Below are 25,038 nucleotides of genomic sequence, written 5' to 3'. Positions count from 1 at the left end.
AAGAAGATTTCTAGATTTCAACTGAAAATCCTTCATTCCTGTAATGAAAGCGAAATACACCATAAACTTGGCCTATTACATCAGGAGGAACATTATGACACAACATTGGACACATCGATTAGAACGGATGTCGGAGAGACTTGCCCCGAGTATGGCTAAAGATCATCCGAATCTGCCAGTAATTAAAGAGGAAGGGTGCTATTACTTCGGCGTGGACGGAAAGAAGTATTTAGATTTCACATCCGGGATTGCCACGACAAATGTAGGGCACCGTCATCCAAAAGTAGTTCAAGCGATTAAAGAAGGAGCAGACAGTCTTGCTCATGGACCATCAGGCGTCATCATCTATGAATCTATATTGAAGTTGGCTGATCGCCTTGCTGAAATTATGCCTGGAAACCTGGATTGTTTCTTTTTTGGAAATAGCGGAACGGAAGCCGTAGAGGGAGCAATCAAGTTAGCGAAGCATGTTACGAAGCGGCCTTATATCGTGTCTTTCATTGGAGGGTTCCACGGAAGATCCATGGGAGCTTTAAGTGTAACAAGTTCAAAGAGTAAATACCGTCAGTTTATGCAGCCTCAAGGGTCCTACCACATCCCTTTTGCAAGAATAGAAGATAGTCCGAACGGGGAAGATCCGGAAGTTTTTGTTGTCCATCAGCTAGAGAAGGACTTCCAACGATTGTTTGACCATCAAGTGACACCTGATGAAGTCGCTGCTGTTATTGTAGAACCTGTACTTGGAGAAGGTGGTTATGTAGTCCCTCCGAAAGCATGGTTGAAAAAGCTTAGAGAGCTTTGTGATGAGTATGGTGTTTTACTAATCTTTGACGAAGTTCAGACTGGGTTTGGGAGAACAGGTGAATGGTTTGCTGCTGATACGTTCGAGGTTGTTCCGGACATCATGGCAATCGCTAAGGGGATTGCGAATGGCTTGCCTTTGAGTGCTACAGTGGCCTCTAAAGAGTTGATGCATCAATGGCCACTTGGAAGCCATGCGACGACTTTCGGCGGGAACCCAATCGCTTGCTCCGCAGCCAATGCGGTCCTTGATGTCATGGAAGAAGAACAGCTGCTAGAGAATGCGAAGGAGCAGGGGGCTTATGCGGCTGGTAAGTTGAAAGAACTGCAGGAGAAACACCCTGTCATTGGGAATGTCCGTTCAATTGGCTTGATGATTGGTATTGAAATTGTTGATCCTGTAACGAAAGAACCAAACAGTGAAGGACTTTTTAAAATTCTTGATCAAGCACTTGAAAATGGGGTGCTGTTTTACTTTGGTGGAAATAAGACTGAGATTATCCGGATGATTCCACCTTTAACCATCACAAAGGAACAGCTGAGTGAAGGTTTGAGGATGTTTGAAGAAGCCTTGGTTTCATATGAAATGGAGATCGGGGTATCTCCTGTGTCAAAAAGTTAACAAAAAAGGCGTAGCTGAATATCAGCTACGCCTCGTTTATTTACAATAGGGGAGGTCATTACATGCATAGGTTTCGCTCCTCATTTATTGTTTGTGGGGGTTTTACTTAGCTGATTTTTCCGGGTAAGCGTCAATTTCTGTTTTCTTTTTCTCGTGATTATGTGAATAGACGGTCAATCGCCGAAATAGGCAAGAGTGTGATGAATGTCGTAAAAAGAAGCTCGGGAATAATGACTATAACCATCGGGGCCTGTTTGTTCCCTTCAGGGCACTCCTGAACCCTATATTTTCCATTTTGTATATAAGCGTCTCAAAACTTGATATCTCATCTTTGAGTGTTGTAGAGTATGAAAGAGCTATTATAGGTAGAAATAGGTGAATGAATCCTGATTAAGGAGGATCTTTATGGAAACAAAAGAATTGAATAAAGGGAACGGATGGGCGCTCCTCCCGTTTGGAGTATTTATCCTGCTTTTCATCGGCTCTGGAATCCTAACCGGTGACTTTTATAAAATGCCAGTATTGGTGGCTGTATTTGCTGCCATTCTCGTAGCCCTTTTTATGAATAGAAAAACGGCTTTTCAAACGAAATTACAGCAATTGACGGAAGGTGGAGGGCATTCCAACATTATCTTAATGGTGATCATCTTCTTATTGGCAGGCGCTTTTTCTACAGTCGCTGAAGGGATGGGAGCTGTTGATTCTACCGTCAACTTAGGTTTGAGCATATTGCCAGGAAACTTGCTGATTGTCGGTTTGTTTATCATCGCTTGTTTCATTTCCATCTCTATGGGTACATCTGTAGGAACAATTGTTGCTTTGGCCCCTGTTGGGATGGGGATTGCAGAGCAGACAGATGTTGCCGTTGCTCTAACGATGGGAGCGATTGTCAGTGGAGCTATGTTTGGCGATAACCTTTCCATCATATCTGATACGACAATTGCCGCCGTCCGGACACAAGGAACAGAAATGAAAGACAAGTTCAAAGCAAACTTCTTTATCGTTCTTCCGGCTGCGGTCGTAACGGCTATTATTTTTGGTGTGTTGACAACGGATGCAGCTTCCACGCTCCAGGATGACCATCCGTTTAACGTTGTAAAAGTGTTGCCGTATCTTGGTGTTCTTATTTTTGCAATTATGGGTATCAATGTTATTTACGTCCTTATGGGAGGTATTGGTTTCGCAGGATTAATCGGCCTATTGATGGGGGACTTTTCAGTAATGGAATTTGTCACTCTTTTAGGCGATGGGTTTGCCGGCATGCAGGAATTGGCTTTGCTGGTCATTCTGCTTGGGGGACTTGTTGAATTGATTCGTCAAAACGGTGGCATTGATTTCCTTCTTCGCAAAATAAGTCGAGGTGCTCAATCGAATCGAGGTGGAGAATTCAGTATCGCAGGATTGGTCAGCGCCGTGAACGTATCTACGGCCAATAATACGATCTCCATCATGACAGCCGGTCCTCTCGCTAAACAAATTTCAGAACGGTTTGAGATTGACTCGAAAAGATCAGCGAGTTTGTTGGATATCTTCTCCAGTTCTGTCCAAGGCTTGCTTCCGTATGGTGCACAAATTTTGTCTGTGGCAGGGGTAGCGAGTATTTCACCTGTCAGTATTGTCCCTTTCTGTTTTTATCCGATCCTGCTTGCTGTTTCAGGAGTTCTAGCCATTGTCTTTCGTTTTCCTAAGTTTACGGTTCGAAATTCATAGGTTCAAAAAAATAGAATAGGGAATATTCACAGTACCAGGCGTTTCGTCTGGTACTGAATTTATGATCTGGGTTTATTCTTAAAGAGGAGATTGATTTATGGAAGTTTCCATTGAGGAGATTAAGAGCAGTCATATTGAAGTGTTGCATACATGGGAAATGGATGAAAAACTACAAGTGCAAACAGGTGTGGATGTCCCGCGTACATATGAGCAATTCTTTAAAGCTTATGAATCCTACTTCAACGGTGAAAAGCCTAATTTATACATGAAAGCTGTGGTTTTGGATGACCGATTAATCGGAAAGGTGGAGTTGTTCCGAACGCCAGGAAAAGATTTTATCGGTATGGTAATCGCTGAAAAGAGGAACTGTGGTGTTGGAACAGAGGCTCTTCGTTTATTTCTTGAAGAGATCTATGCCCTTTTTGGTATGAAGAATGTTTTTGCCGAAGTTTACGAGGATAATCAGGGAAGTTTGCGCTTTTTTGAAAAGAACGGGTTTGTACCCACAGGGGAAATCACAGAAGAATGGTTTCGTGGTAAAGTGAGACCATTGGTAACATTGAGAAAAGAACTTGAATGACGCCTGTCCATCACAAAATGATGGGCAGGCGCTTTTTATTCTATGGTGATTCTCATGTTCTGTTTGTGGGATAGGGCGGCTGCTTCGTTGACGGCCGTCAACTGAAGGGCATCTTCCTTTTTGATGGTCGGCTCCTCTTGATTGAGGATGTCATCTACCCATTGTTGCAAAGGGGAATGGATAGGAGCAGGGAGTTCAGGGCATGTCCATTCGTTCATCCCATGGGTACGGCTTTTGATCCGTACCTTGCTTCCTTCGACCATAAGTGTCCCATCTGTTCCGTAAATCTCGAGCTGGAAAGGACTCCCGGATGACACAAAGCTTGATTCCAAAACTGCAAGAATACCTGAATCATACTCTACGGTGGCAACAGAGTGATCATCGACACCTCGGCCTGTAAGTGAATGCAATCGAGCGGATACAGCCTTTGGTTTTCCGGCGAGGCGATTCGCCAAATAAATGGGGTGGGCCCCAAGGTCGATCAAAGTCCCCCCTCCACATTGGTCCTTATCAAAAAAACGTTCAGGGAGCCAACCATTTGGATGGTCATCATTGGGGACCGCTCCATTATGGGCAACACGGCATCGAATCATGTTTACAGTACCGAGCACACCTTCATCTACAACTTTTTGGGCATATAGATAATAGTCGGAAGTTAATCTAGGTAAGGAGATCATGAAATTCACGCCAGCACCCTCTATGCTGGAGAAAATTTCTTTATCATCTGTTCGACTTAAAGAGAGTACTTTCTCTGTGTAAATATGCTTTCCATGGTGGGCAGCGGCCATGATGATTTCTTTATGGAGATTTGTTGGGCTTGTGAGAATGACACCATCGATTTCCGGATCTGAAAGGACTTGCTTGAGGTCGTCATCGAAAGGTACACCAAGTTCCTCCGCCCACATTTTGCCCCGTTCTATATCTTCATCCCAGACTTTTGAAATGTGAATAGCGGGATTTTCAGAAGCTTCTCGTGCATAATCAACGGCATGCACGTGCCACTTGCTTAATAATGCTACACGAATCATCAGTTCAGCTCCTTATTGGTTATCATTGATTGTAATCAGGGCCTGTTTAAGATCATTGAAGGTCTCGAGCTCCTCGAAATTCATATCAGATTGAATGGCTGCGATGGCCATTTCTGTACGAATTCCGGTCAGTACCGTTCTTGTACCGAGCAATTTAATGGTTTTTGTTAAATTGAACAGATCATTAATAAAGACCTCGTTGAATGTAGCAATTCCTGAAAAGTCAATGAATAATAACCGCAAACCGTGCTCTTTGACTTTATGTAGCGTGTGATCTTTGACTACGTCGAAGCGTTCCGTTGAAAATTCTCCGACCAATGGAAGGACAGCTTGAAATTCGTCGATGAGAACGACAGGGGTAGAGACCGCGTTCAAATGCTTCTCCATTTCTTCATGTTCTCTTTCTTTTGTCTTATTATAACTATCTGTCGTCGCGCGTATCGCTGCGTCAAATGCAGTGACAACTTCTTCAGCTACAACGAAGCCTTCTTCGATTTTGGCCTCCTTAATCAAGTTTGAATTCCGCATATGCTTCATGAGAGAAAGACGGAAGACGCTCAACACATCCACGGTCTGTTTTAGAAGGACGCCTTTAGAATAGAGGTAATTTTCGGTGTCATAGCCGATGGCAGCTGCATTTGTTTCATCTGGGTGCTGCAAGAGGCTTTTAGCTACACGGTCCAGAAGTAGACGGAGCATTTCAAAATGATAATTCAGATCCTGATCGGTATAGTTGATTTGAAGCTTGTCCAACGTTTTGGGGAGTAATTCGTTTACTAATGTGGTTTGGTTATCATTAAAATATTGGGCTAAACGTTCATTTAATCGATCCATTTCGTTTTCTCCTTCCATTTACGTTAGTTTTTCTTATACCCCATTTTATCCTAGTATAACGATTTATGGGAGATTTCATCAGAATTTTCTGTAGTTACCACGGTGAAAAGGGAGCAGGTGAAAAGTAGTCTTATGTACTAGAGAAGTTTGAATCTAGTACCAGGTACTGTGGGGTGGAACCAAGGTACCTGGTATCCAAAAAGATAACCCGCGTCCCAGGTTTGAAGTAGTTAGGTGTCTGAACCCACACCAAGGACAGCTACATATTGATTGTCAAAGAAGGGGCCAAAGCCATTGCCTTTCCATGTGAGCGGGGTTTGAACTAGTCCCAAGCCATCCGCATTATACTGGCCGATGATCCGTTGAAAGGCAAACAATTCATAAACACCGTCTCCATCAAAATCGATGGGGTAAAGAGTATTTAAGCCAGAGACGGACCCTTGTAGCGGTGCTTTTAATGTTCCGTCTTCATCATAAATGTCTGATAGGTACTCAGGATCCCTATTGCTTAGATCGATAATGAAAGAGAGGTCAAGGGTTTTGTTTAGAACTTCAACTTTATACTGGTTTTGATAAGTGACTTCATATTCGTAGGCTTCATCAAATGTTTCATAGTCGAAGAGGACTCTTGCCTGGTTGTTCAAAAAAGAATATAAATAGTAGTATCCATAACCGCCACTTCCCCCAGAGTCCATGCTGATCATAATGTTATCGACACCGTCTCCTGTGAAATCACCGAGAAAAAGGCGCGGTTGATATCCCATGTTCGTTTTTAAGGGGACACTATAGAAGATGCTCGTTTGTCCATCCTGAATGACCAGAGTGATGTTTGAAATATACGGACTATTCGGTGTTTTTTCTCCTACTAGAAAAACTTGGTCTGGGATGAGATCACCATTTACATCTCCTTTGGCATAAGAGAGGATATTTGAAGTTGGTAAAGGCTGTTGCTGCCTGTATGCATAGGGGTACGTGTACATAAAGAAACGCCACCTTTTTTCAATACTTTATGCAGAATGGGCAAGGCATGACAATAACCATATAAAAAAGAGCCGTATAAAACGGCTCTGGGTTCATTAAAGACGGCTGAATCCTTCTTGCTCAAGGAAGTTGACGGCTTCTTCGTAAGAATTGAACGTACCTTCCAACTGTTCTTCAGCGTAAACATGGAAACCATCCTCTTCACGCATTAGAACAAGGGACTGATCGTTGTCGTTCAGCCATTCTTCCATGACTGGATTTTTTTCGGCAGGAGAGAGGGACAAAGATTCGATCGCTTCCCGGATTAATGCGCGGAGTTCATCGGCGCTGATTTCCTTAATGTTGACCATCCCTTTTTCATCCGTAGCATATCCATCTAATTCACCCGCATAAACAAATCCGTTGCCATTCGGGTGGAGTCGGTAAACGACGATTTTTTTATCATAAACACTTTCTTCATAATGAAAATTCACTCTTCCGAGAGAGATCTCTTTCTTTTCAAGTTCAGGGAATTCTTCAATGATGTTCAGTTTCTCTTCAAATGTAAGCATAAGCTCCTCCTGAGATTTTTTGTAGCCCTAGTATAGCACAAGGAGGCGACCGAACGCCTTATTGCGTTTAAAGAGGAATCGTGGTATAGTAAATGGGCGATGAGCTGTTTGTGTAAGACGAAGTACATGCTTTTTATAAAGCTAAACGACGAATGTGGTCGTCGGTATATTCGCGACAAAAATCGAAAGCCTTTCCTCCATGGAGGAAAGGCTTTTTTAATGCATTTATTTTTTTCCGAAGTTCATCCGTGCGTAACGCCCACGTACCATTTGGTAGACACCATATAAGATTAATCCAACGGCAGCGATCCCCAGGAGTACCTGTCCGTAGGGCTGCTGGGCAATTTCAGAAAGCGCTCCGTCCAGACCTTTGGCCTCATCAGGATTTGCCGTAAGGGCCGTTTGAATAAAGAAGAATCCGATGAGTCCGAGTACGATTCCTCTTGCAGATAACCCGAATTTACCGGATTTTTCTGCTACATTCCTTTTATGACGGTCCATTTCCGCAGTATTCATCTTCTTCATAAAGCGGCCTGTACTTCCTTGATATAATTCATAAATACCATACCCGATGACAATAGCTCCAACAATCCCGACAAGCCATTGACCAAAAGGCTGGGACAAAAGTTTAGCTGAAATCGTCTGTTCTGAATTTCCACTGCTGGAACCAGCATGGAGGGCGATTTTTATAGCATTGAAAGCCAGGGAACCGTAAATTACAGCACCTACAATATAACCGATTCGAGTAATTAACCCTTTCGCATCCGTTCCTTCATTATTAGGATCCATGATGGCTTTAATGGCGAGCCAGGAGATATACCCGATCAAGCCAATACCAATGATCCAAAGTAATATCTCTCCAAAAGCGACACCGGCAAGAGAGCGGAACATTCCTGAAGTACCTGTTGTTTTCCCACCAACTCCAAGAGCGGCCATCAAAGTTAATACACCGATAAGAGCATAAACAATACCCTTGGCCATAAAGCCAAGTCTTCCGAACCTCCGTACCCATGGTTTGATTTCTTCGCTTGCTTCTGAACGCTTGTTTTTGTTTGCTGTCATCGTAGAAGCCATAGTATCCCTCTCATTTCACTAGAATGGTTTCTAATCTAATTCCCACAAATGTAGGAAAAGAAACGTGCCGTAAAAAAAGAAGTGATATAATGCAAGGGAAAGAAAGGTGACGGATCATGTACTTAACAGTGGAAGAAACGGCAGAATATCTTGAGCTGCCTGAAGACTATCTCCGGCATTTAATCTTGAATCATAAAATTAAGGCCATTTATGATGGACGGCAGTATTTAATCAATAAAAATCAATTCTACAATCACATGGAACAAATGGAAAACTACCGGAAAATGATTCAAGAATATCTGAGTGAACCTATTCCTGAAGACCCGGATGTTAAAGACGAAGATTAATGGAATAAAACAAAAGAAGCAGAGCCTCTACAGCTCTGCTTCTTTTGGAATAAAATGGACAGAAAAACAATGCATTTTTCGAATATATATAACTATAGATTCAGCCTCGTGTAGCAATGGCTTCTATTTCCACTTTTGCTCCTTTAGGGAGTTTGCTAACTTCCACAGCAGCACGAGCCGGATAAGGCTCAGTCAAATAACTCGCATAAACATCATTGACTACCGCAAAATCATCCATCGAGTCCAAGTAGATGTTCATTTTTACAACATTCTTGAAAGAAAGGTTTACTTCTTCAAGTATCGCAAGAATGTTTTTCATCACTTGGTGTGTCTGTTCTTGAATATCATTAGAGACAAATTCCATCGTCTCGGGGTCTAGCGGGATCTGTCCGGAAATAAAAACGATATTCCCGAGGTCTGTGGCCTGAGAATATGGACCAATTGCACTTGGTGCTTGATTCGTTGAAACAGCTTTAAACATGACTGCCACTCCTTTATGTAGGTTTTTAATCATCCTATCACGATTTCTGTGATAGAGAAATAGAATGATTACCCGGGAAATATCGACAATAGATTTGAGAAACCTCCATAAATCAAATAGAAAATAGCGAATAATGCTTATTTTGTAGCATTTTTGTCCGATACAATACGTATATCCTGGTTAAATGAGATGGGACATCATTATTTCTGAAAATTATTTTAAAATAGTAGTTTAGAGTAGATTATTTAGGGTATGGTACGAATGAAGGAGATGAAATTATGCCTTACAAAGAGCGGTTAGAGAAACAAATAGAAGAATTGAGAATGCGCATGTATGAAATCTACAACAATAATCCAACGGATGATGAACTATTGAGAATTTCACAAGAATTAGATGATTTATTAAATCGTTTTCGTGAAAAGAGACAATACCAATGTTCCAATTAAGACAGGTGAAGAGTACATAGGGCAATATGTGTTTGAATGAATACAGCCACTATGGTATCTTAAAATCAATGCCGCCCTGGCAATCGAAACGACTGCGGGAAACTTAACCATTTCTACAGGGTGGCAGGTTACATAAGAAACATGAACTCCTGCGAGTGACGCAGGAGTTTTTTTATGTTCAATTTTTTTCCTGGTTCCAATCATGTGAAAAACAGTGCCCCACTTATTTAAGCGATAGAAAGTAAAAACACCGCTAAATAATCTTGGTAGCGCTTAATTTTTAAGAAAAAAAAGATAAAAATATAAATATTCAGAAAAATGGGTTGTGATTCGACAAAATCATCGCTAGAATACTTCTTACATTCAAATTTGAAAGGAGGCTCAGCGATGATCACATTTATCGCATCTATTGTTTTACTTGTCGTCGGATATCTTTTTTATGCAAAGGTGGTTGAACGAATTTTCGGAATCAATGATCAGAAAAAGACACCTGCATATGAAAAGAACGATGGTTTTGACTATGTGCCGATGAGCTGGTGGAAAGCGAGTCTTATCCAGCTATTAAATATCGCTGGGCTTGGACCTATATTCGGAGCTGTGATGGGAGCGTTATATGGTCCCGTAGCATTTATCTGGATCGTTGTTGGCTCCATTTTTGCTGGAGCTGTCCACGATTATTTCTCAGGAATGCTTTCCCTTCGTCATGGCGGAGCTCAGTACCCGACACTTGTAGGGAAGTACTTAGGCCGTCCCGCTCGTTCGGTGATTAATCTGTTATCCATTGGCCTTATGATTTTAGTAGCTGCAGCCTTTACGGCTGGTCCGGCTCAGTTGATGGCAGAAATCACGCCACTAGGATTTTTTACATCTGTATTAATCATTTTTTCATATTTTCTTATTGCTACTCTTCTACCTATCAACAAAATTATTGGAAAAGTGTACCCGATCTTTGGAGCCATCTTAATATTCATGGCTGTCTCCATAGGGATAGGGATGTTCTTCTTCGACCACCCCATTCCTAATTTGACGGTCAGCAATCTTCATCCAGATGAATTACCAATCTGGCCGATGCTGATGGTGACGATTTCATGCGGAGCGATATCAGGCTTTCACAGTACACAGAGTCCAATACTCGCTCGAACATTGAAAAAAGAGAGTGAAGGAAGAAAAGTGTTTTATGGAGCCATGATTGCTGAAGGAATTATTGCTTTAATCTGGGCAGCTGCGGGCATGACCTTCTTCGGTAACACAGGAGGTCTTCAAACCGCACTGGCAGAAGGAGGCCCAGCCGGTGTCATTAATGAAATCAGCAGCACGACACTTGGTACGCTGGGTGGAATCCTTGCCGTTCTTGGTGTCATTATCCTTCCAATTACTACGGGGGATACAGCACTACGATCTTCACGTATGATGCTTGTTGATTTTGCCCGTCAGGTCAGTAAAAAGAAATTCGACGGAAAATGGACCCCCCTGCTATTCGCAATCCCGGTTACGGTTCCAACGTTCCTGTTAACGCAAATGGATTACAGCTTTCTTTGGAGATATGTAGGATGGTCCAACCAGGTGGTAGCCACAGTGATGCTTTGGACAGGAGCCATGTATTTGTTGAAGAATCACAAATTCCACTGGATCTGTAGTGTTCCTGCTCTGTTCATGACGGCTGTAGTAAGCTCTTATATTTTCTACGCTCCTGAAGGGTTTGGTATGGAGTATTCCACTTCTATGATCTTAGGATCGGTCATCTGGGTTGCCGTTGCCACATGGTTCGTATGGCAGGTAATTAAACAGAAAGTGAGAAAAGAAGATACCATCATTACCTCAAAAGCAGGATAATCTAAAAGCCGCTTAGCCTCAGGCAAGCGGCTTTTATTCTTTTCCATCTTATTAAAGATAATGGCAGGATTCTTGAATACTCAGTTTCGAGAAGTTTCCGGGTTTGTTGCCTTGTTAGGCGTCAGGGGAGGCTGGGAAGCTACTTCGCTTTCCTGTGGGGGAGTGGTTTTGAGACACTTACATCGAAAAGGGGCGGAGGGGAATGGCGAGACTCCTGCGGGAAAAAAGTGCAGGGTGAGACCCCACAGGATGCAGTCCGAGGAGGCTCACCGCGCTCCCGCGGAAAGCGAGTTATTCCCCGCAGCCCCCACCGCTCAACAAAAGTATCGAAACTGAGTCTTCAAGTAAAGGGAGCGTTTGTGGGAGTTGGTATTTCTTTGTAATGAGCTTATTCCTAGTAACCTTATAGGATTTTTATGATATGATGATAAGTAACAAGAAGAAATGGAAAGGAGTCGGTTCGATGAGCAAAATTTATATCCTCCATGAGAACGATGAATGGACCGATCATTTAACGGAGCGTTTAGAAGAACTCGATTTACCATATGAACTTTGGCATTTAGATCAGGGAACGCTTGATTTGACAAGCGAGCCACCGGAAGGGGTTTTTTACAACCGCATCAGTGCTTCTTCTCACACAAGGAATCATCGTTATGCGCCTGAGTTTACTGAAGCGGTGCTTGCCTGGCTCGAACGCCATGACCGCACCATAGTAAATGGCAGCCGTGCTTTAAGGCTTGAAGTAAGCAAGGTCAATCAATACATGGCTTTAAATCAAGCGGGCATTCGCACCCCGAAAACGATTACGGCTGTAGGGAAAGAAAATATTCTGGATGCTGCGCGGCAGTTGGACATGGAATCATTCATAACGAAACACAACCGTGCCGGAAAAGGGCAGGGAGTTCAGCTTTTTCATTCTACGGAAGCGTTGCGTGAATACTTGGATGGTGAATCTTTTGAGGATCCAGTCGATGGGATTACATTGATCCAACAATATATTGAGGCTCCAGAGCCTTATATTGTCCGTCATGAATTCGTAGGTGGAAAGTTTGTCTATGGGGTGAAAGTGGATACGTCTGAAGGATTTGAACTATGCCCGGCAGACGCTTGTTCGATTGAAGACCTGTACTGCCCGACGGATGCGGAACCACAAACACCTAAAGCAAAGTTTGAAGTTCTTGAAAATTATCGACCATCCATCGTTGATGATTATGAAAGATTCTTACGAGAAAACAACATTGACGTAGCTGGGATTGAAGCGATTCAGGATAACGAAGGTCGTTTTTACACCTATGATGTGAACACGAATACAAACTACAATTCGGATGCTGAAGCAATAGCAGGAACTTATGGCATGCTTGAGCTGGCAAAGTACCTCGGAGGGCTTTTAGAGAAGTCACATGTATAACAAAAAGATCGATCACATGAACGTGATCGATCTTTTTTAGTGTCGTTTGCTTAACCAGAGAACTCCTGATTTGGCGAGTCGAGGAAGGACGCCTGTCATAGGTTTTTGAAGCATGTTGCCAAATCCGTCGTTCTTCCCAAGAGAGCCGAGGGCCCCTTTAAGTTTCACCTCAGACGGACGTTCAGGTACGCGGTCTCTAAGGACGGCATTGAGTACGTCGGCAACCTTCTCTCCTTGCTGGCCGGCAAGCTGCGCACTAGGAGAGTGTTCGGAGGCTGCGCAATCCCCTACAACATAGACATTTTGATGGGTGGGCACTTGGTAAAAATCATTGACGATAACTTTTTCCTGGTCATCCTTTTCAAAAGGAAGCTCTCTGACAAGGAAGTTTGGACGGACTCCTGCGGTCCATACAGTCACATCGTTCAAATAACAAACCCCATTGTTGCATACGCCGTCTTTTTCAACGTATTCTACGTTTGCTCCGTGGATGACTTCTACTTCATTATCTTTAAACCACTTCTCCACGTAATCTTGAATCTTAGAATCGAAGGCCTTCAATACCGTTTCGCCACGGTCCAATAAGCGAATATTCAAATCGGGTCTGCTTTCTCGCACTTCTGAAGCGACCTCGATCCCACTTAATCCAGCTCCGACAACAGTCACCTTTCCATAGGCCCCAAGGTTGTTAATAGCGAAGCCCGCACTCCTTGCTTTCGAGAACGTCTGCACACTTTCTGTGAATTCTCGTGCTCCTTCGATGCCGTGATAGTTATCCTCACAGCCTAGACCAATTAATAAGTAATCGTAAGGAAGGCTTTTTTCCCCACCTTTGATGATAATAGTCTCATTATCTGTGTCGATTTTCTCCACTTCATCAAAGACATAAGTGACTTGCTCGTGTTTCGGAAAATCAACGCGCGCATGACGGTCAGACTCTGTTCCTGCTGCTATGGTGTAAAATTCAGTTTTTAATGAATGGTAAGGATTCCTGTCGACGACAGTGATATGTACATCTTCTGGGATTTGATCGAGCAACCCGTGCAGAGTGTTCATACCGCCATAGCCGCCCCCCAAAATAACGACTTCTTTCATCTTTGTTCCACCACCTTTTCCTTAATCCCCTTATCGAAAACGCTTTCTGATTGTTACAACCTTTAGAGTACCAAAATTACTGGTGAAAAACTAGAATGATTAAGCAAATTCTCTCATCTTTCCTTATTATTCGATTCCCTCTCCAAAAATATTTAAAAGTCTAAATGTCTCATCCTTAACAAATTCTTTCACCTAAGCTCTCGATTGTGGAAGACTCAGTCTCGAAACCAATTCTTACACAATTCTGCCATTATGTTTAATAACGATGGTGGATAGTTCAATTTCGAAGTGAAATCTGGTACATTGAAGGCAGAAACGGTTAGAAAGGAAACGATAATGAAAAAAATACATAGCGATCTTTTGCAATTTAGAGGCACTCATTATGATTTTGGGTTCTTTCAAGGTCAACAGCTGAGAGATTCGTGGACAGTGAAGAATAGAGAGAAACAATGGCGGGTGAGGAAGCCTCGCTTTATTGTAGAAGAGCAGGAAGTGAAGGAAGCGATCACACGCTTTGCACCAGGTGTATGGGACGAACTTCTTGGACTGAAGTATGCGTTGGAATGGCCGATGGAAAAAGTGATGATGGAATTCGGTGGATACCGCATCGATTACAAGCGGAGTGGATGCTCGATTATGACTGGAGACGGCTATTTCATTCGGAATTATGATTATATGCCTAAAACGTACGAGGGCCGGTACAGCCTTTTTCAACCGACCGATCAAGGATACAGTATCATAGGGCCGACACAGCGCATTACCGGACGTATGGATGGGATGAATGAAAAAGGGCTTGTGATGGGCTATAATTTCATGCACCGCAAACGCCCTGGGGACGGCTTTATTTGTTGTATGATTGGACGACTTGTGCTTGAGTCCTGCGCGAACGTAACAGAAGCTGTTCAAATGCTACGTGAGATCCCTCACCGCCACTCATTTAGTTACATTGTATTTGACAAAAGCAATGTGACTTATGTAGTGGAGGCTTCTCCCCGGGGAGTAGAGGTAAGGGAAGCGGACGTGTGTACGAACCATTTTGAAATTATGAAAAAGGAAAATCGAAATCATCTTGTGGATTCTAAGAAGCGTATGGATGCGATCCAATCAAATCGTGAAAAAATCCAATGTGCTAATGATGCTTTCCGGTTAATGAATGATACAGATCGAGGTGTATTTTCTAAACTGTACAGCAATTGGGCAGGAACCATTCACACATCCGGATACTTACCAAAAGAAAACAAAGCCTGGTTTGCTTTAGGTGGGGATCGAGAACCGATGGAATTTGATTTCTCTCGTTGGTTGAATGGAGAGGACCTCGAAGATGAAAAGGTAGTTGGAGAAGTGGATACCGACATTCCTTTTGCTCACATGGAGGACGGCGCTTATTGGAGTGGTAAGAAATGACCGTGCCCTCATGTGTGATTCGTAAGGGGCATCCAAAAGATGCACCTAATACGATGATGATTGCTAAGGAAATTTTATCTGAAGGATATGGGTTGAAACATCTCTCTGAATTCCACGATTCTCTGGAAAAAGAAAAAGCATGGATCAGCCGGCATGAAGAACCTGAGTTTTTTCTGGTGGCAGAAAGGGACAGGGAGGTGGTCGGTTTTTTAAACTTTAATCTGGGTTCTCTATCTGCCACAAGACATCAAGGCACATTCGGTGTTAGTGTGAAAAAGGACGTAAGAAACTTGGGGATTGGACGGGAACTCGTAACCGCCATGATAGCAAGATGCCGGCGAACGGATGGGCTTGATATTATACGGTTGAATGTATCGGCTTCCAATGCACGAGCCATCCACCTTTATGAGTCTCTCGGTTTTCAAAAGGAAGGATGCTTTCAAGATTACATTCGGAAGAACGGCAAAAGTGAGAATCTGATCCACATGGCACTGCATTTACATTCATAAAAGGAAGTGATTGGAAAATGCCAGAGAAAGTGATCGTCTCCTGGAGCGGTGGAAAAGATTCGGCCCTGGCCTTGCAGAAAGTGATGGATGATGAAAATTATGAGATCGCGGGCCTTTTTTCCACCATCTCTGAACATTCTTTGCGTTTACCTGTCCATGAAGTCAGTCAGAATCTGCTCATGAAGCAGGCGGATGCCCTTGGCCTACCACTTGAGATTGTCATGGTCCCGGAACGTCCATCGAATCAGGTCTATAACATGGTTATGAAAAAAATGTTTGAAGGCTTCAGGGAAAGAAAAATCAGCAAAGTGGTGTACGCTGATCTGTTCCTTGAAGATATTCGATCATTCCGAGACCAATTATTGAAAAAGAATAAGATGACGGGCGTTTATCCTTTATGGGGGATGGGTTCACAGAAAGTGGCCTCAGAGGTCATTGGAAATGGATTTCAGGCAGTGGTCACTACCGTTGATACACTGAAGCTGGATCAACGACTCCCCGGAATTCTTTATGATCAGGGGTTTCTGCATTCCTTACCCTCTGATATTGACCCTTGCGGAGAAAATGGTGAGTTTCACACATTCGTTTGTGATGGCCCCTTGTTCCATACCCCTTTGAGGGTCCAGCATGGGAACCGATTTGAGTCACATGATGGCAGGTTTTCTCATGTAGAGTTGGATGAAGAGTAGACATTCCTCTTTGGAATAAGGTATAACTAAGAAAACACATTGTTGGAGGTTACTATGGAAGATATTTTACAAATGAAAGATAAGAACATCGTTGTCATGGGTGTGGCGAACCAGAGAAGTCTTGCCTGGGGCGTGGCTAAATCCCTTTATCAGGCAGGAGCGAACGTTATTTTTACATATCGAAAAGAAAGAAGTTATAAAAAACTTGAAAAGCTGCTGGCAGAAGGTGGGTTGGATGCGAAAGCCATCGTCCAATGTGATGTGAACAATGATGAAAGTATTCAGAGAGCATTTACAGAGATCGGTGAGAAAGTCGGAGTCATTCATGGCGTCTGTCATTCCATTGCTTTTGCCCATGCCGAGGATTTGAAAGGGGATTTCATCGAAACTTCCCGCGATGGGTTTGCTTTTGCACAGGACACAAGTGCTTATTCTCTTATTGCGGTTGCAAAAGCCAGTCAACCTTATATGACAGAAGGCGGATCGATGATTGCCATGAGTTATCTCGGGGCTGAACGAGTGGTCGAAGGCTACAACGTCATGGGGGTAGCAAAGGCATCCCTTGAAGCTACTGTCCGTTATTTGGCCTCTGATTTAGGTAAAAATCAAATCAGAGTCAATGCCATATCAGCTGGTGCGGTACGTACCCTTGCAGCGAAAGGCGTACCAAGCTTCAATGAAATTTTACACAAAATTGAAGAAACCGCTCCTCTGAAAAAGAATGTAACGCAGGAAGAGGTCGGCGATATGACACTGGCCATGATGAGCCACTTGTCACGCGGAGTGACAGGGGAGATTGTCTACGTTGATTCGGGGTACAATATTTTAGGTTGATGGAAAAGCCCCCTCGCGCAGGGGGCTTTTTCTTTGCTGAAAACGTTTTACAGCTTCTGTTTGGGGAATGGACTCTTAGATAAGGAAATCAACACAGGACCAATTCATTAGAACGGAGGCTATCGGATTATGCAAAGACAACAAACCATTATTGAAGAGTCATTGAAAGCCATTATGGAAGATGAAGATTTTCTGCCTGATTTAAAAGCACAAACACGTGAGCAAGCATACAACTCATTAGTCGCCCTGCTCTCGACTCCGAATCATATCCACAAATCTTTCCTGCGCATCACGACAGAAAATGGCACGATTGTAAGGATCCCTTCATTCCGCGTACAACATAGTGATACCGTGGGTCCTTATAAAGGTGGAATTCGTTTTCATGAATCGGTTGATGAAGATGAAGTCTCCAATCTAGCCAAATTGATGACTTTAAAAAATGCCCTGCACGAGCTTCCTTTTGGCGGAGGTAAAGGGGGAGTGGTCATCAACCCGAAAGAATATACAGTAAAAGAACTCAATTTGATATGTAAGAAATACGTCCAATATTTCAATGATATCCTCGGGCCTGACAAGGACATTCCAGCTCCGGATGTGGGCACAGGGGAGCGGGAAATGGACTGGATGATGGGCGAATTCAAAAATATTCACCCTGGAGAACCGTACCGCAACAGTTTTACTGGGAAAAGCATTGTCAACGGAGGATCACTTGGAAGAAGAGAGTCGACCGGGAAAGGGGTCTACTATACGTTCCGGTATATGATGCATGATTTCGTCAATGAACATAGAAAATGGCTGGGTGATACGGAAAACATTTTTGCTCATACCGCACTTGACCATGCCGATAAGAAGTTGAAAATGGCCGTCCAAGGCTTCGGTAACCTTGGTTCTGTTGCTGCGCTTGAAGCCTATCAATGCAATCATCTGAAAAACCGTGTGGTGGCTGTGAGCGATGCGAATGTCATGCTGTATAACTCAGATGGTCTGGACATTCCTGGTCTTGTCCAATTCGCGAAAGAGCATGATGGGGACCTGCCTTCCACAGAACAAGAACTGAACGAGCATGAGCTTGTGGCAGAAATAAAAGAGAGGGATGATTTATTGACAATGGATGTTGATGTTCTGATTTTAGCAGCGTTAGAGGATCAAATCCACAAAGATAATATGAAAGACATTCAAGCGAAAATCATCGTAGAAGGCGCAAATGGACCGATTACAGAAGAAGCGGATCGATATCTTGCGGATAAAGGGGTATTGATTGTCCCAGATATCTTAGCCAATGCTGGTGGTGTCATCGTTTCTTACTACGAATGGGTCCAGGGGAGAGAAGCACAGTTCATGACGGAGGATCAGGTTTTCGAGAGACTTTTCGATAAGTTGAAAGGTACCATGGATACGATCCTTCCGCAATTTTTCGGGGATCCGTTCCCGTTAAGACAAAATTGCTACATCCATTCCGTCACTAAATTATCGACGATTATGTACCGTCAAGGAAAACTTTATTAAAGTGTAAAAACTCAGCCTTACATGTAAGGCTGAGTTTTTTTGCACATATTTTCTTAGAAAAGGGAAAATTAAAGGAAGAGTGCTTATTTTAAAGGAGGAGTTGGAATGCTTGAAGGTAGATCAGCGTTAATTACTGGTTCCGGGCAGGGGATTGGACTTGAGATCGCCACCGAATTTGCAAAAGCAGGCGCAAAGGTCATGCTTAATGATATCAATGAAGATACCCTCAACAAATCAGTAGAACAGCTACGATCCCAAGGACATACAGTAGAAGGGGTCGTTGCCAACGTAGCGAAGGAAGAAGATGTGAAAAATGCCATTGAAGAAACAGTCAGTAAGTTCGGTAAAATTGATATTTTAGTCAATAATGCAGGGATCCAGCATGTTGCTCCAATTGAGGACTTCCCTAGCGAAAAATATTCATTGATCCTGGATATCATGCTGAAAGGTCCATTCTATGGAACGAAATACGCGTTTCCACACATGAAGAAGCAAGGCTATGGCCGAATTTTGAATATGGCTTCTATTAATGGACTTATCGGTTTCGCAGGGAAAGCTGGTTATAACAGTGCCAAGCATGGGGTGATTGGGTTAACGAAGGTAGCTGCTCTAGAGGCGGCGGATCATGGGGTTACGGTTAACGCAATCTGCCCGGGGTATGTAGATACACCGCTAGTTCAAAACCAGTTAGAAGACCTTGCAAAATCAAGAAACATCGATAAGGAAAAAGCGTTAGAAGAAGTTATTTATCCACTCGTACCACAAAATCGTTTGCTTCAAGTGCAGGAAATTGCAGACTATGCGATTTTTCTTGTCAGTGAAAAAGCGAAAAGCATCACAGGTCAAGCAGCGGTCATCGATGGTGGTTACACTGTTCAATAAAAATGAAACACGCCCTCTTTACAGGGGGCGTGTTTTTTCATTTACCAAAAAAGCTTCCCTCCTAAGGAGAGAAGCTTTGGTTATTTAATTAATGCCCATCATAGCAAGGAAGATAATCGCAATGGTTGCAATCATCGGAATAAGAAGACCGACAACAAAAACATCCTTGTAGGAATCTTTGTGGGTCAAACCTGTAACGGTGAACAATGTTAATAGAGCCCCGTTATGAGGGAGTATGGAGGCTCCAGACGCTACCGAAGTAATACGGTGAAAAGCTTCAAGGCTTAACCCCTGATCAACAGCAATATTGTAATATTCCTGTCCGAGAGCTTCGAGAGCGATGCCCATTCCACCAGATGCCGAACCGGTAATCATCGCAAGCAGACTAACGGCAAAAGCTTCAGAGAAAAACGGGCTTAGTGGGATACTGAAAATCAATTCCTTAACAGAATCAAACCCAGGTGAAGCCGTAACAACAGTACCAAATCCTACGGCAGCACTCGTGTTAATGGTAGCCATAACCGAACCGGAAGCCCCGCCATTGATTGCTTTGATGAAATCTTTATAATCTTTCCAGTTAAAGATCATGATTAAAATGATCCCGATGAGCAATGCAGCTAAAATGCTGATGTCGAAGGCGTTCAATGTCAAGACTACAGCTATTAGTGGAATGGTGGAAAGAATCCAGTTTGGAAGTTCTTCTTCGTTCACACTTTTAACTTGGTTGTCACCTTCAGGCTCTGTAAATTTTTCATCTTTGTTGTTCAGCTGTTTTTCACGGAATTTCAAGTAAAAATATCCCCCGACAGCCATGATCAAAGCGGCAACAATCCCTAGAATTGGAGCGGCCATCGTGTCTGTCTTGAAGGTGTTGATGGGAATGATGTTCTGAATTTGAGGTGTTCCAGGAAGTGCCGTCATTGTAAATGTGAAAGCCCCAAGTACGAACGTCGAAGGAATCAACTTTCTAGAAACATTCGCTTCACGGAACATGGCTACAGCCAATGGATACACGGCAAAGACCACAACAAACAAACTAACTCCGCCATAGGTAAGAATGGCTGCCGATAAAAGCATGCCAAGAATCGCACGTTTTTTACCAATTACGCTTGAAATCTTATGAGCAACCGACTGAGCGGCTCCCGTATCTTCCATCAATTTTCCGAAAATGGCACCGAAAAGGAAAATCGGAAAGTAGTCTTTCGCAAAGTCGACAAACCCCTGCATGTAGGTATCTGTGTATGCGGGCAGGATATCCATACCGCTTAAAATTGCCACAATACCTGATACCAGTGGCGCAATCCAGATGATGGACCATCCAAGATAAGCCAAAAGCATAAGTAATACGAGTCCAATTAGGATACTGATCATGATGAATCCCTCACTTTGTTTAATATCTGTTTTACTTTGTCCAAAACTTAAAAATAAATGAGGAATTCCACATGAATTCAAATGGGTAAAAGAAAACTAGCGGTTGATCCTTTGCTAAAGCTCTCTATACTTGAAGACCCAGTTTCGAGAATTTGAGGAGTGGAAGGGGCTGCGGGGAATGGCTCGACTTCCGCGGCAGCTCACCACTCCCCACAGGCAAGCGAATAGTTTCCCCGCCACCCCTGACGCTTTACTCGGGCAACGAAGCTTAACCACTTGAATTTGTGTCTTACAAAATCCTGCCATATCGTTGAATAAAAAAAACCGAGTATAACCTCTAAGGTTATACTCGGTTTTGGTAATTATTGATCAGCCTGTGTTTCGCAGTCCAGCTGCGATTCCGCTGATGGTAAGAAGAACTTCTGTTAATATATCTTCGTGATCATCGACTTGACGCAATTCTTTAATGAGTTCCACTTGAAGGAAGTTCAATGGATCTACATAAGGATTACGAAGTCGCACAGATTCTTTAATGGTCGGTTGGTGATCAAGAAGTTCTGCATCTCCTGTGATTTTCAGCAAGATGTCTTTGGTGCGATCGTATTCTTCCACAATGTTTTGGAAAATGCGTTCACCAAGTTCTTGATCATTGACAAGGGCTTTATACTCTTTTGCTGTTTGAATATCCGCTTTCGTCAGGGCCATCTGCAAATTATTGATGGTAGAACGGAAGAACGGCCAGTTCTCATACATTTGCTTGAGCACAGCCAGGTTATCTTCGTTATTCTCAACATAACTGGCAAGTCCTGTGCCGGCCGCGTACCAAGCTGGAATGAGCTGACGGTTTTGTGTCCAAGCAAAAACCCACGGGATAGCTCTTAAGTTTTCAAACTTAGAACTGTCTTTACGTTTCATTGGACGGGAACCGATGTTAAGCTCACTGATTTCCTGTAACGGAGTCGCTTCGTTAAAGTAAGTCAAAAAGTCGGAATCACTGAATACGAGCGACTGGTACTTTTTCAAGGATACATCAGAAATTTCCTCAAGGGCTTGTTCCCATAGTTCTTCCCTATGGTGACCTTGTTCGGATTCTTTTGAAATATTCATGGCGCCTTCGAGAAGGGTAGAGGCTCCTTGCTCAAGGCTTCGGTATGCAATATCCCTCAGAAGGTAACGGGAAGAGAGGACCTCTCCTTGCTCGGTAATTTTTACGCCTTCACCAAGAGTCTCTACTGGCTGGGAAAGCAAGCTTCGGTTCAACGGTCCACCGCCACGTCCAAGGGATCCTCCACGACCATGGAAGAATTTCAATCCAACATTGTATTCATGGGCCATATCGTGAATTTCCTGTTGGGCTTTGTAAAGTCTCCAGTTGGCTGTTAGTGTTCCGCCATCTTTACTTCCATCAGAATATCCAAGCATAATCTCCTGGTGATTTCCATGCTTGTCCAAGTGTTTGCTGTAGACATCCATTTCAAATAGAGTCTTTAAAATCTCAGGGCCTGCTACAAGATCGTCGACGGTCTCAAGAAGAGGGGCCACGTTCAAGTTGCTTTCCACTGTGCCATCTGCATGCAGACGGTAGATGCCAGCTTCCTTCGCTAGTACAAGGACTTCAAGAAGGTCACTTGCAGATTCCGTCATACTAATTAAATACACTTCAATTGAACGCTCACCGAATTCCTTATGAGCTCTACGGATCATCTGAAAGACATTCAACATCTTTTGTGTCTCTTCAGAATAGTCTTCGTTCAATAATGAAATCGGACGTGGATCCTTCAATACATCTTGGAGGATTTCAAGCTTGTCCTGCTCTTTCAGGGAAGCGTAGTCCTCGACAATTCCCACTTTTTGTAGAAGTTCTGAGACAGCTGATTCATGTTCGCCACTATGATTTCGAATATCGAGTGTAGCGAGGTGGAAACCGAATAGTTCCACTTGACGAATCAATTTGCGCAGTTTTTTCAGTTCGCGCTTGTTCGGCTGGTGCGTTTGTGCACTGTCACGAATTTGACGCAAGTCCTTGAGAAGCTCGTCCGCATAACCGTAGCCGATATCAGACTTACCTACTTGACGAAGACGTTCCAGGATAATGGCGAATTTACGGCGGTAAATTTCGCGGTCCACACGCCATTTCTTCCCTTTTGGAAGCATGGGTTCTTCTCGTTCAATTGCGTTTCTCAACTCATCGGTGACGGTTACCTGGGTGGAAGAATGGCTGAATCGCTTCATCAGCTCGACGAGTACCTCATCATACTTTTTCAAAACCAGTTTTCGCTGTTTTTGAAGCGTCTGCCATGTAATTTCAGGTGTAACGTTCGGGTTTCCGTCTCGGTCGCCGCCGATCCAGGAGCCAAAACGTAGGAAGTTCGGGACGTTCCAATCTTCATTTGGATAGTGATCTTCCAACCGAGTTTCGAGCTCCTGGTGGATATCTGGAAGCACATCAAATAAGGTTTCGTCAAAATAATAAAGCCCGTTGCGCACTTCATCCATAACGGTTGGCTTACGTTCGCGTAATTCATCTGTCTGCCAAAGAACTGTGACTTCATTTTGAAGGCTGTCCTGTAAGCTCTCACGTTCGCTCTTCGTTAATTGAGGATGGTCAAGCTTTTTAAGGATTGTTGCAATACGCTTCTGGATCTCAAGCACAGTTCGCTTTGTAGCTTCTGTAGGGTGGGCGGTAATAATTAATTCCAGAGAGAGCTTATTCAAGACCTCTTGAATCGCACTCTTAGAAAAGTCATTGTTTTTCAAATTCTGTACGGCGCTTTCGAGTGAGAATGGTTGAGCGCCATGATCTTCTCGTAATTGGTATTCGCGGCGACGGCGAATACGATGATTTTGTTCAGCGATATTAACGAGGTGGAAATAAATCGAGAATGCGCGGATGACTTGGGAGCGCATCGGTGGTTCGAGGTTTTGAATCTCATCTTTCAGTTGGTTATATGTTGAGGGATCTGGATTATTCCTCAAGTCTTTCGTTAATTGTCGGATCGTTTCTACTTTGTTTAGTAGTTCCTCTCCGCCGTGGTGGACGAGAATATCACCCAGCATTTTTCCTAATGCATGGATGTCCCGGCGTAAGGGAGTTGTATGATCGTTTGTGTTTTTTACAGTAGTCATACTTTCACCTTCCTGTCAGATCAATTTAAGTAAGATAAAATTGCCTATGTGTTTCATAATGTTATCAGAATAATTTGCATAGTCAAACACTTCGAACCGTGATACCATCAACAGTTACCCTGTTTTAAAGGTCAGAAAAATATGGCAAGTATAAGGATGACAACGAATGTAAGCGTTAACTTATAATCATGCATAAACATACTTCTACTATTTTAAATTCTTTCCCATCAAAACACAAAATGAAAATCTTAGCTGAAGGATTTGGAAGAATATGTATGACCTGGTCACCCAATGTCTTCCATAAAAATGGGTTACTGGAGCTCTCCTCTTGGTGGGGTGTATAGATATGGGGAGAGTATGAAAAAGTAAGAGGGGAGAACGCCACGCATTCTCCCCTCTTAGGTGTTATGTATATTTATTGAGACTCATTTCATAAAGGCTCCATAATTCGTCTTCGAAAGGGCGGTGGTTTTTGAAGTAGCGGTCTTTGGTGAAGCCAGCCTTTTCGTAACAGCGGATTGCCCCTTTATTGAAGTCGAAGACACCTAATGTCAGTCTTTCTAGTCCGAGGTGCTGGAAGGCGTAAGTGGAAATTAGCTGAATCATCTGTTGGCCATAACCTTTTCCTCTGTATTCGGGAGAAACGATGACCTTTCCAATTCGTCCCTGTTTTTTATCTTTATCTATACGTCCAATGGAGAGGTGTCCAATGATTGCATCCAATGATGGATCATACACTTGGAAGGCTCGTCGGTCTTGGGCATCGGTGTAATCCATCAGTTGCTGGTGGGTTAATGGGAAATTGAACATCGGCCCTCCCCATTGCATAAGGAATCTTGGTGATTCAATCCAACTAAGCAGTATTGGAAAATCTTTTTCTTGAAAAGGGATTAAATGAAGCATGGCCTTTCTCCTTTCATTACTTT

At 43.2% G+C, this 25,038-nt stretch carries 23 protein-coding genes; 13 read left to right on the top strand and 10 right to left on the bottom strand.

What is annotated here, in order from left to right; translation table 11 throughout:
* Positions 1-94: 94 nt before the first annotated feature.
* The 3 genes from K2225_RS16630 (at position 95) to K2225_RS16620 (ending at position 3,713) form a co-directional block, all read left to right on the top strand.
* Positions 95-1,423, top strand: coding sequence for an aspartate aminotransferase family protein (locus tag K2225_RS16630; RefSeq protein ID WP_220585772.1), 1,329 nt, complete (start codon positions 95-97; stop codon positions 1,421-1,423).
* A gap of 405 nt (positions 1,424-1,828) precedes the next feature.
* Positions 1,829-3,133, top strand: a complete 1,305-nt coding sequence (locus tag K2225_RS16625) for a Na+/H+ antiporter NhaC family protein (protein WP_220585771.1) — start codon at positions 1,829-1,831, stop codon at positions 3,131-3,133.
* Between the two features lie 97 nt (positions 3,134-3,230).
* Entirely contained in the window at positions 3,231-3,713 is a 483-nt protein-coding gene (locus K2225_RS16620; RefSeq protein ID WP_220585770.1) for a GNAT family N-acetyltransferase, read from the top strand.
* A gap of 35 nt (positions 3,714-3,748) precedes the next feature.
* On the opposite strand, the gene K2225_RS16615 is transcribed toward K2225_RS16620, so the two are convergent.
* The 5 genes from K2225_RS16615 to K2225_RS16595 form a co-directional block, all read right to left on the bottom strand.
* The gene (locus K2225_RS16615; protein ID WP_220585769.1) at positions 3,749-4,741 is read right to left on the bottom strand and encodes a Gfo/Idh/MocA family protein; all 993 of its coding nucleotides are present in this window, start codon (positions 4,739-4,741) and stop codon (positions 3,749-3,751) included.
* Positions 4,742-4,753: 12 nt separating this feature from the next.
* Complete coding sequence (locus K2225_RS16610) at positions 4,754-5,575, bottom strand: STAS domain-containing protein (RefSeq protein WP_220585768.1); 822 nt, start codon at positions 5,573-5,575, stop codon at positions 4,754-4,756.
* A gap of 230 nt (positions 5,576-5,805) precedes the next feature.
* Positions 5,806-6,555: a VCBS repeat-containing protein gene (locus K2225_RS16605; RefSeq protein ID WP_220585767.1), complete on the bottom strand. Its 750-nt coding sequence runs from the start codon at positions 6,553-6,555 to the stop codon at positions 5,806-5,808.
* Positions 6,556-6,651: 96 nt separating this feature from the next.
* Positions 6,652-7,107 carry a hypothetical protein gene (locus K2225_RS16600; RefSeq protein WP_220585766.1) on the bottom strand — a complete coding sequence of 152 codons (456 nt, stop codon included), beginning with the start codon at positions 7,105-7,107 and terminating at the stop codon, positions 6,652-6,654.
* A 225-nt stretch (positions 7,108-7,332) separates the two neighbouring features.
* Positions 7,333-8,181 (bottom strand): DUF1206 domain-containing protein, encoded by an 849-nt coding sequence (locus K2225_RS16595; protein ID WP_220585765.1) that lies wholly within the window; start codon positions 8,179-8,181, stop codon positions 7,333-7,335.
* Positions 8,182-8,297: 116 nt separating this feature from the next.
* Here K2225_RS16595 and K2225_RS16590 point away from each other — a divergent pair, with 116 nt between their 5' ends.
* Complete coding sequence (locus K2225_RS16590; RefSeq protein ID WP_220585764.1) at positions 8,298-8,528, top strand: excisionase family DNA-binding protein; 231 nt, start codon at positions 8,298-8,300, stop codon at positions 8,526-8,528.
* A gap of 100 nt (positions 8,529-8,628) precedes the next feature.
* Here the strand turns inward: K2225_RS16590 and K2225_RS16585 are convergent, their stop codons facing one another.
* Entirely contained in the window at positions 8,629-9,009 is a 381-nt protein-coding gene (locus tag K2225_RS16585) for a RidA family protein (RefSeq protein WP_220585763.1), read from the bottom strand.
* Between the two features lie 278 nt (positions 9,010-9,287).
* Between K2225_RS16585 and K2225_RS16580 the strand changes: the two genes are divergently transcribed.
* The 3 genes from K2225_RS16580 (at position 9,288) to K2225_RS16570 (ending at position 12,696) form a co-directional block, all read left to right on the top strand.
* The gene (locus tag K2225_RS16580) at positions 9,288-9,455 is read left to right on the top strand and encodes an aspartyl-phosphate phosphatase Spo0E family protein (protein ID WP_220585762.1); all 168 of its coding nucleotides are present in this window, start codon (positions 9,288-9,290) and stop codon (positions 9,453-9,455) included.
* 387 nt (positions 9,456-9,842) lie between these two features.
* Positions 9,843-11,288 carry a carbon starvation CstA family protein gene (locus tag K2225_RS16575; protein WP_220585761.1) on the top strand — a complete coding sequence of 482 codons (1,446 nt, stop codon included), beginning with the start codon at positions 9,843-9,845 and terminating at the stop codon, positions 11,286-11,288.
* Positions 11,289-11,751: 463 nt separating this feature from the next.
* Entirely contained in the window at positions 11,752-12,696 is a 945-nt protein-coding gene (locus K2225_RS16570; protein WP_220585760.1) for an ATP-grasp domain-containing protein, read from the top strand.
* Between the two features lie 36 nt (positions 12,697-12,732).
* On the opposite strand, the gene K2225_RS16565 is transcribed toward K2225_RS16570, so the two are convergent.
* A complete protein-coding gene (locus K2225_RS16565; RefSeq protein WP_220585759.1) occupies positions 12,733-13,791 on the bottom strand; it encodes an NAD(P)/FAD-dependent oxidoreductase in 1,059 nt (352 codons plus the stop codon).
* A gap of 336 nt (positions 13,792-14,127) precedes the next feature.
* Between K2225_RS16565 and K2225_RS16560 the strand changes: the two genes are divergently transcribed.
* The 6 genes from K2225_RS16560 to K2225_RS16535 all read left to right on the top strand — a co-directional run bounded on the left by K2225_RS16560 (position 14,128) and on the right by K2225_RS16535 (position 19,615).
* A complete protein-coding gene (locus tag K2225_RS16560) occupies positions 14,128-15,195 on the top strand; it encodes a C45 family autoproteolytic acyltransferase/hydrolase (RefSeq protein WP_220585758.1) in 1,068 nt (355 codons plus the stop codon).
* Positions 15,192-15,704, top strand: coding sequence for a GNAT family N-acetyltransferase (locus K2225_RS16555; protein ID WP_220585757.1), 513 nt, complete (start codon positions 15,192-15,194; stop codon positions 15,702-15,704). The genes K2225_RS16560 and K2225_RS16555 overlap by 4 nt, the downstream gene beginning before the upstream one ends.
* Before the next feature lie 17 nt (positions 15,705-15,721).
* Positions 15,722-16,393 (top strand): Dph6-related ATP pyrophosphatase, encoded by a 672-nt coding sequence (locus K2225_RS16550; RefSeq protein WP_220585756.1) that lies wholly within the window; start codon positions 15,722-15,724, stop codon positions 16,391-16,393.
* Between the two features lie 54 nt (positions 16,394-16,447).
* Positions 16,448-17,227 (top strand): enoyl-ACP reductase FabI, encoded by a 780-nt coding sequence (gene fabI / locus K2225_RS16545; protein WP_220585755.1) that lies wholly within the window; start codon positions 16,448-16,450, stop codon positions 17,225-17,227.
* A 129-nt stretch (positions 17,228-17,356) separates the two neighbouring features.
* Positions 17,357-18,733 carry a Glu/Leu/Phe/Val family dehydrogenase gene (locus tag K2225_RS16540; RefSeq protein ID WP_220585754.1) on the top strand — a complete coding sequence of 459 codons (1,377 nt, stop codon included), beginning with the start codon at positions 17,357-17,359 and terminating at the stop codon, positions 18,731-18,733.
* A 105-nt stretch (positions 18,734-18,838) separates the two neighbouring features.
* On the top strand, positions 18,839-19,615 hold the full coding sequence (locus K2225_RS16535; RefSeq protein ID WP_220585753.1) for a 3-hydroxybutyrate dehydrogenase: 777 nt from the start codon (positions 18,839-18,841) through the stop codon (positions 19,613-19,615).
* Positions 19,616-19,699: 84 nt separating this feature from the next.
* On the opposite strand, the gene K2225_RS16530 is transcribed toward K2225_RS16535, so the two are convergent.
* The 3 genes from K2225_RS16530 to K2225_RS16520 all read right to left on the bottom strand — a co-directional run bounded on the left by K2225_RS16530 (position 19,700) and on the right by K2225_RS16520 (position 25,015).
* A complete protein-coding gene (locus K2225_RS16530; RefSeq protein ID WP_220585752.1) occupies positions 19,700-20,986 on the bottom strand; it encodes a GntP family permease in 1,287 nt (428 codons plus the stop codon).
* Between the two features lie 369 nt (positions 20,987-21,355).
* Positions 21,356-24,112, bottom strand: coding sequence for a phosphoenolpyruvate carboxylase (gene ppc, locus K2225_RS16525; RefSeq protein ID WP_220585751.1), 2,757 nt, complete (start codon positions 24,110-24,112; stop codon positions 21,356-21,358).
* A gap of 405 nt (positions 24,113-24,517) precedes the next feature.
* Entirely contained in the window at positions 24,518-25,015 is a 498-nt protein-coding gene (locus tag K2225_RS16520; protein ID WP_220585750.1) for a GNAT family N-acetyltransferase, read from the bottom strand.
* Positions 25,016-25,038: the final 23 nt, after the last annotated feature.

The sequence above is a fragment of the Halobacillus sp. Nhm2S1 genome (assembly GCF_019599545.1).
In the GTDB taxonomy this organism is placed as follows: Bacteria; Bacillota; Bacilli; order Bacillales; family Halobacillaceae; genus Halobacillus.
This window is presented reverse-complemented; position numbering and strand designations above follow the sequence as displayed.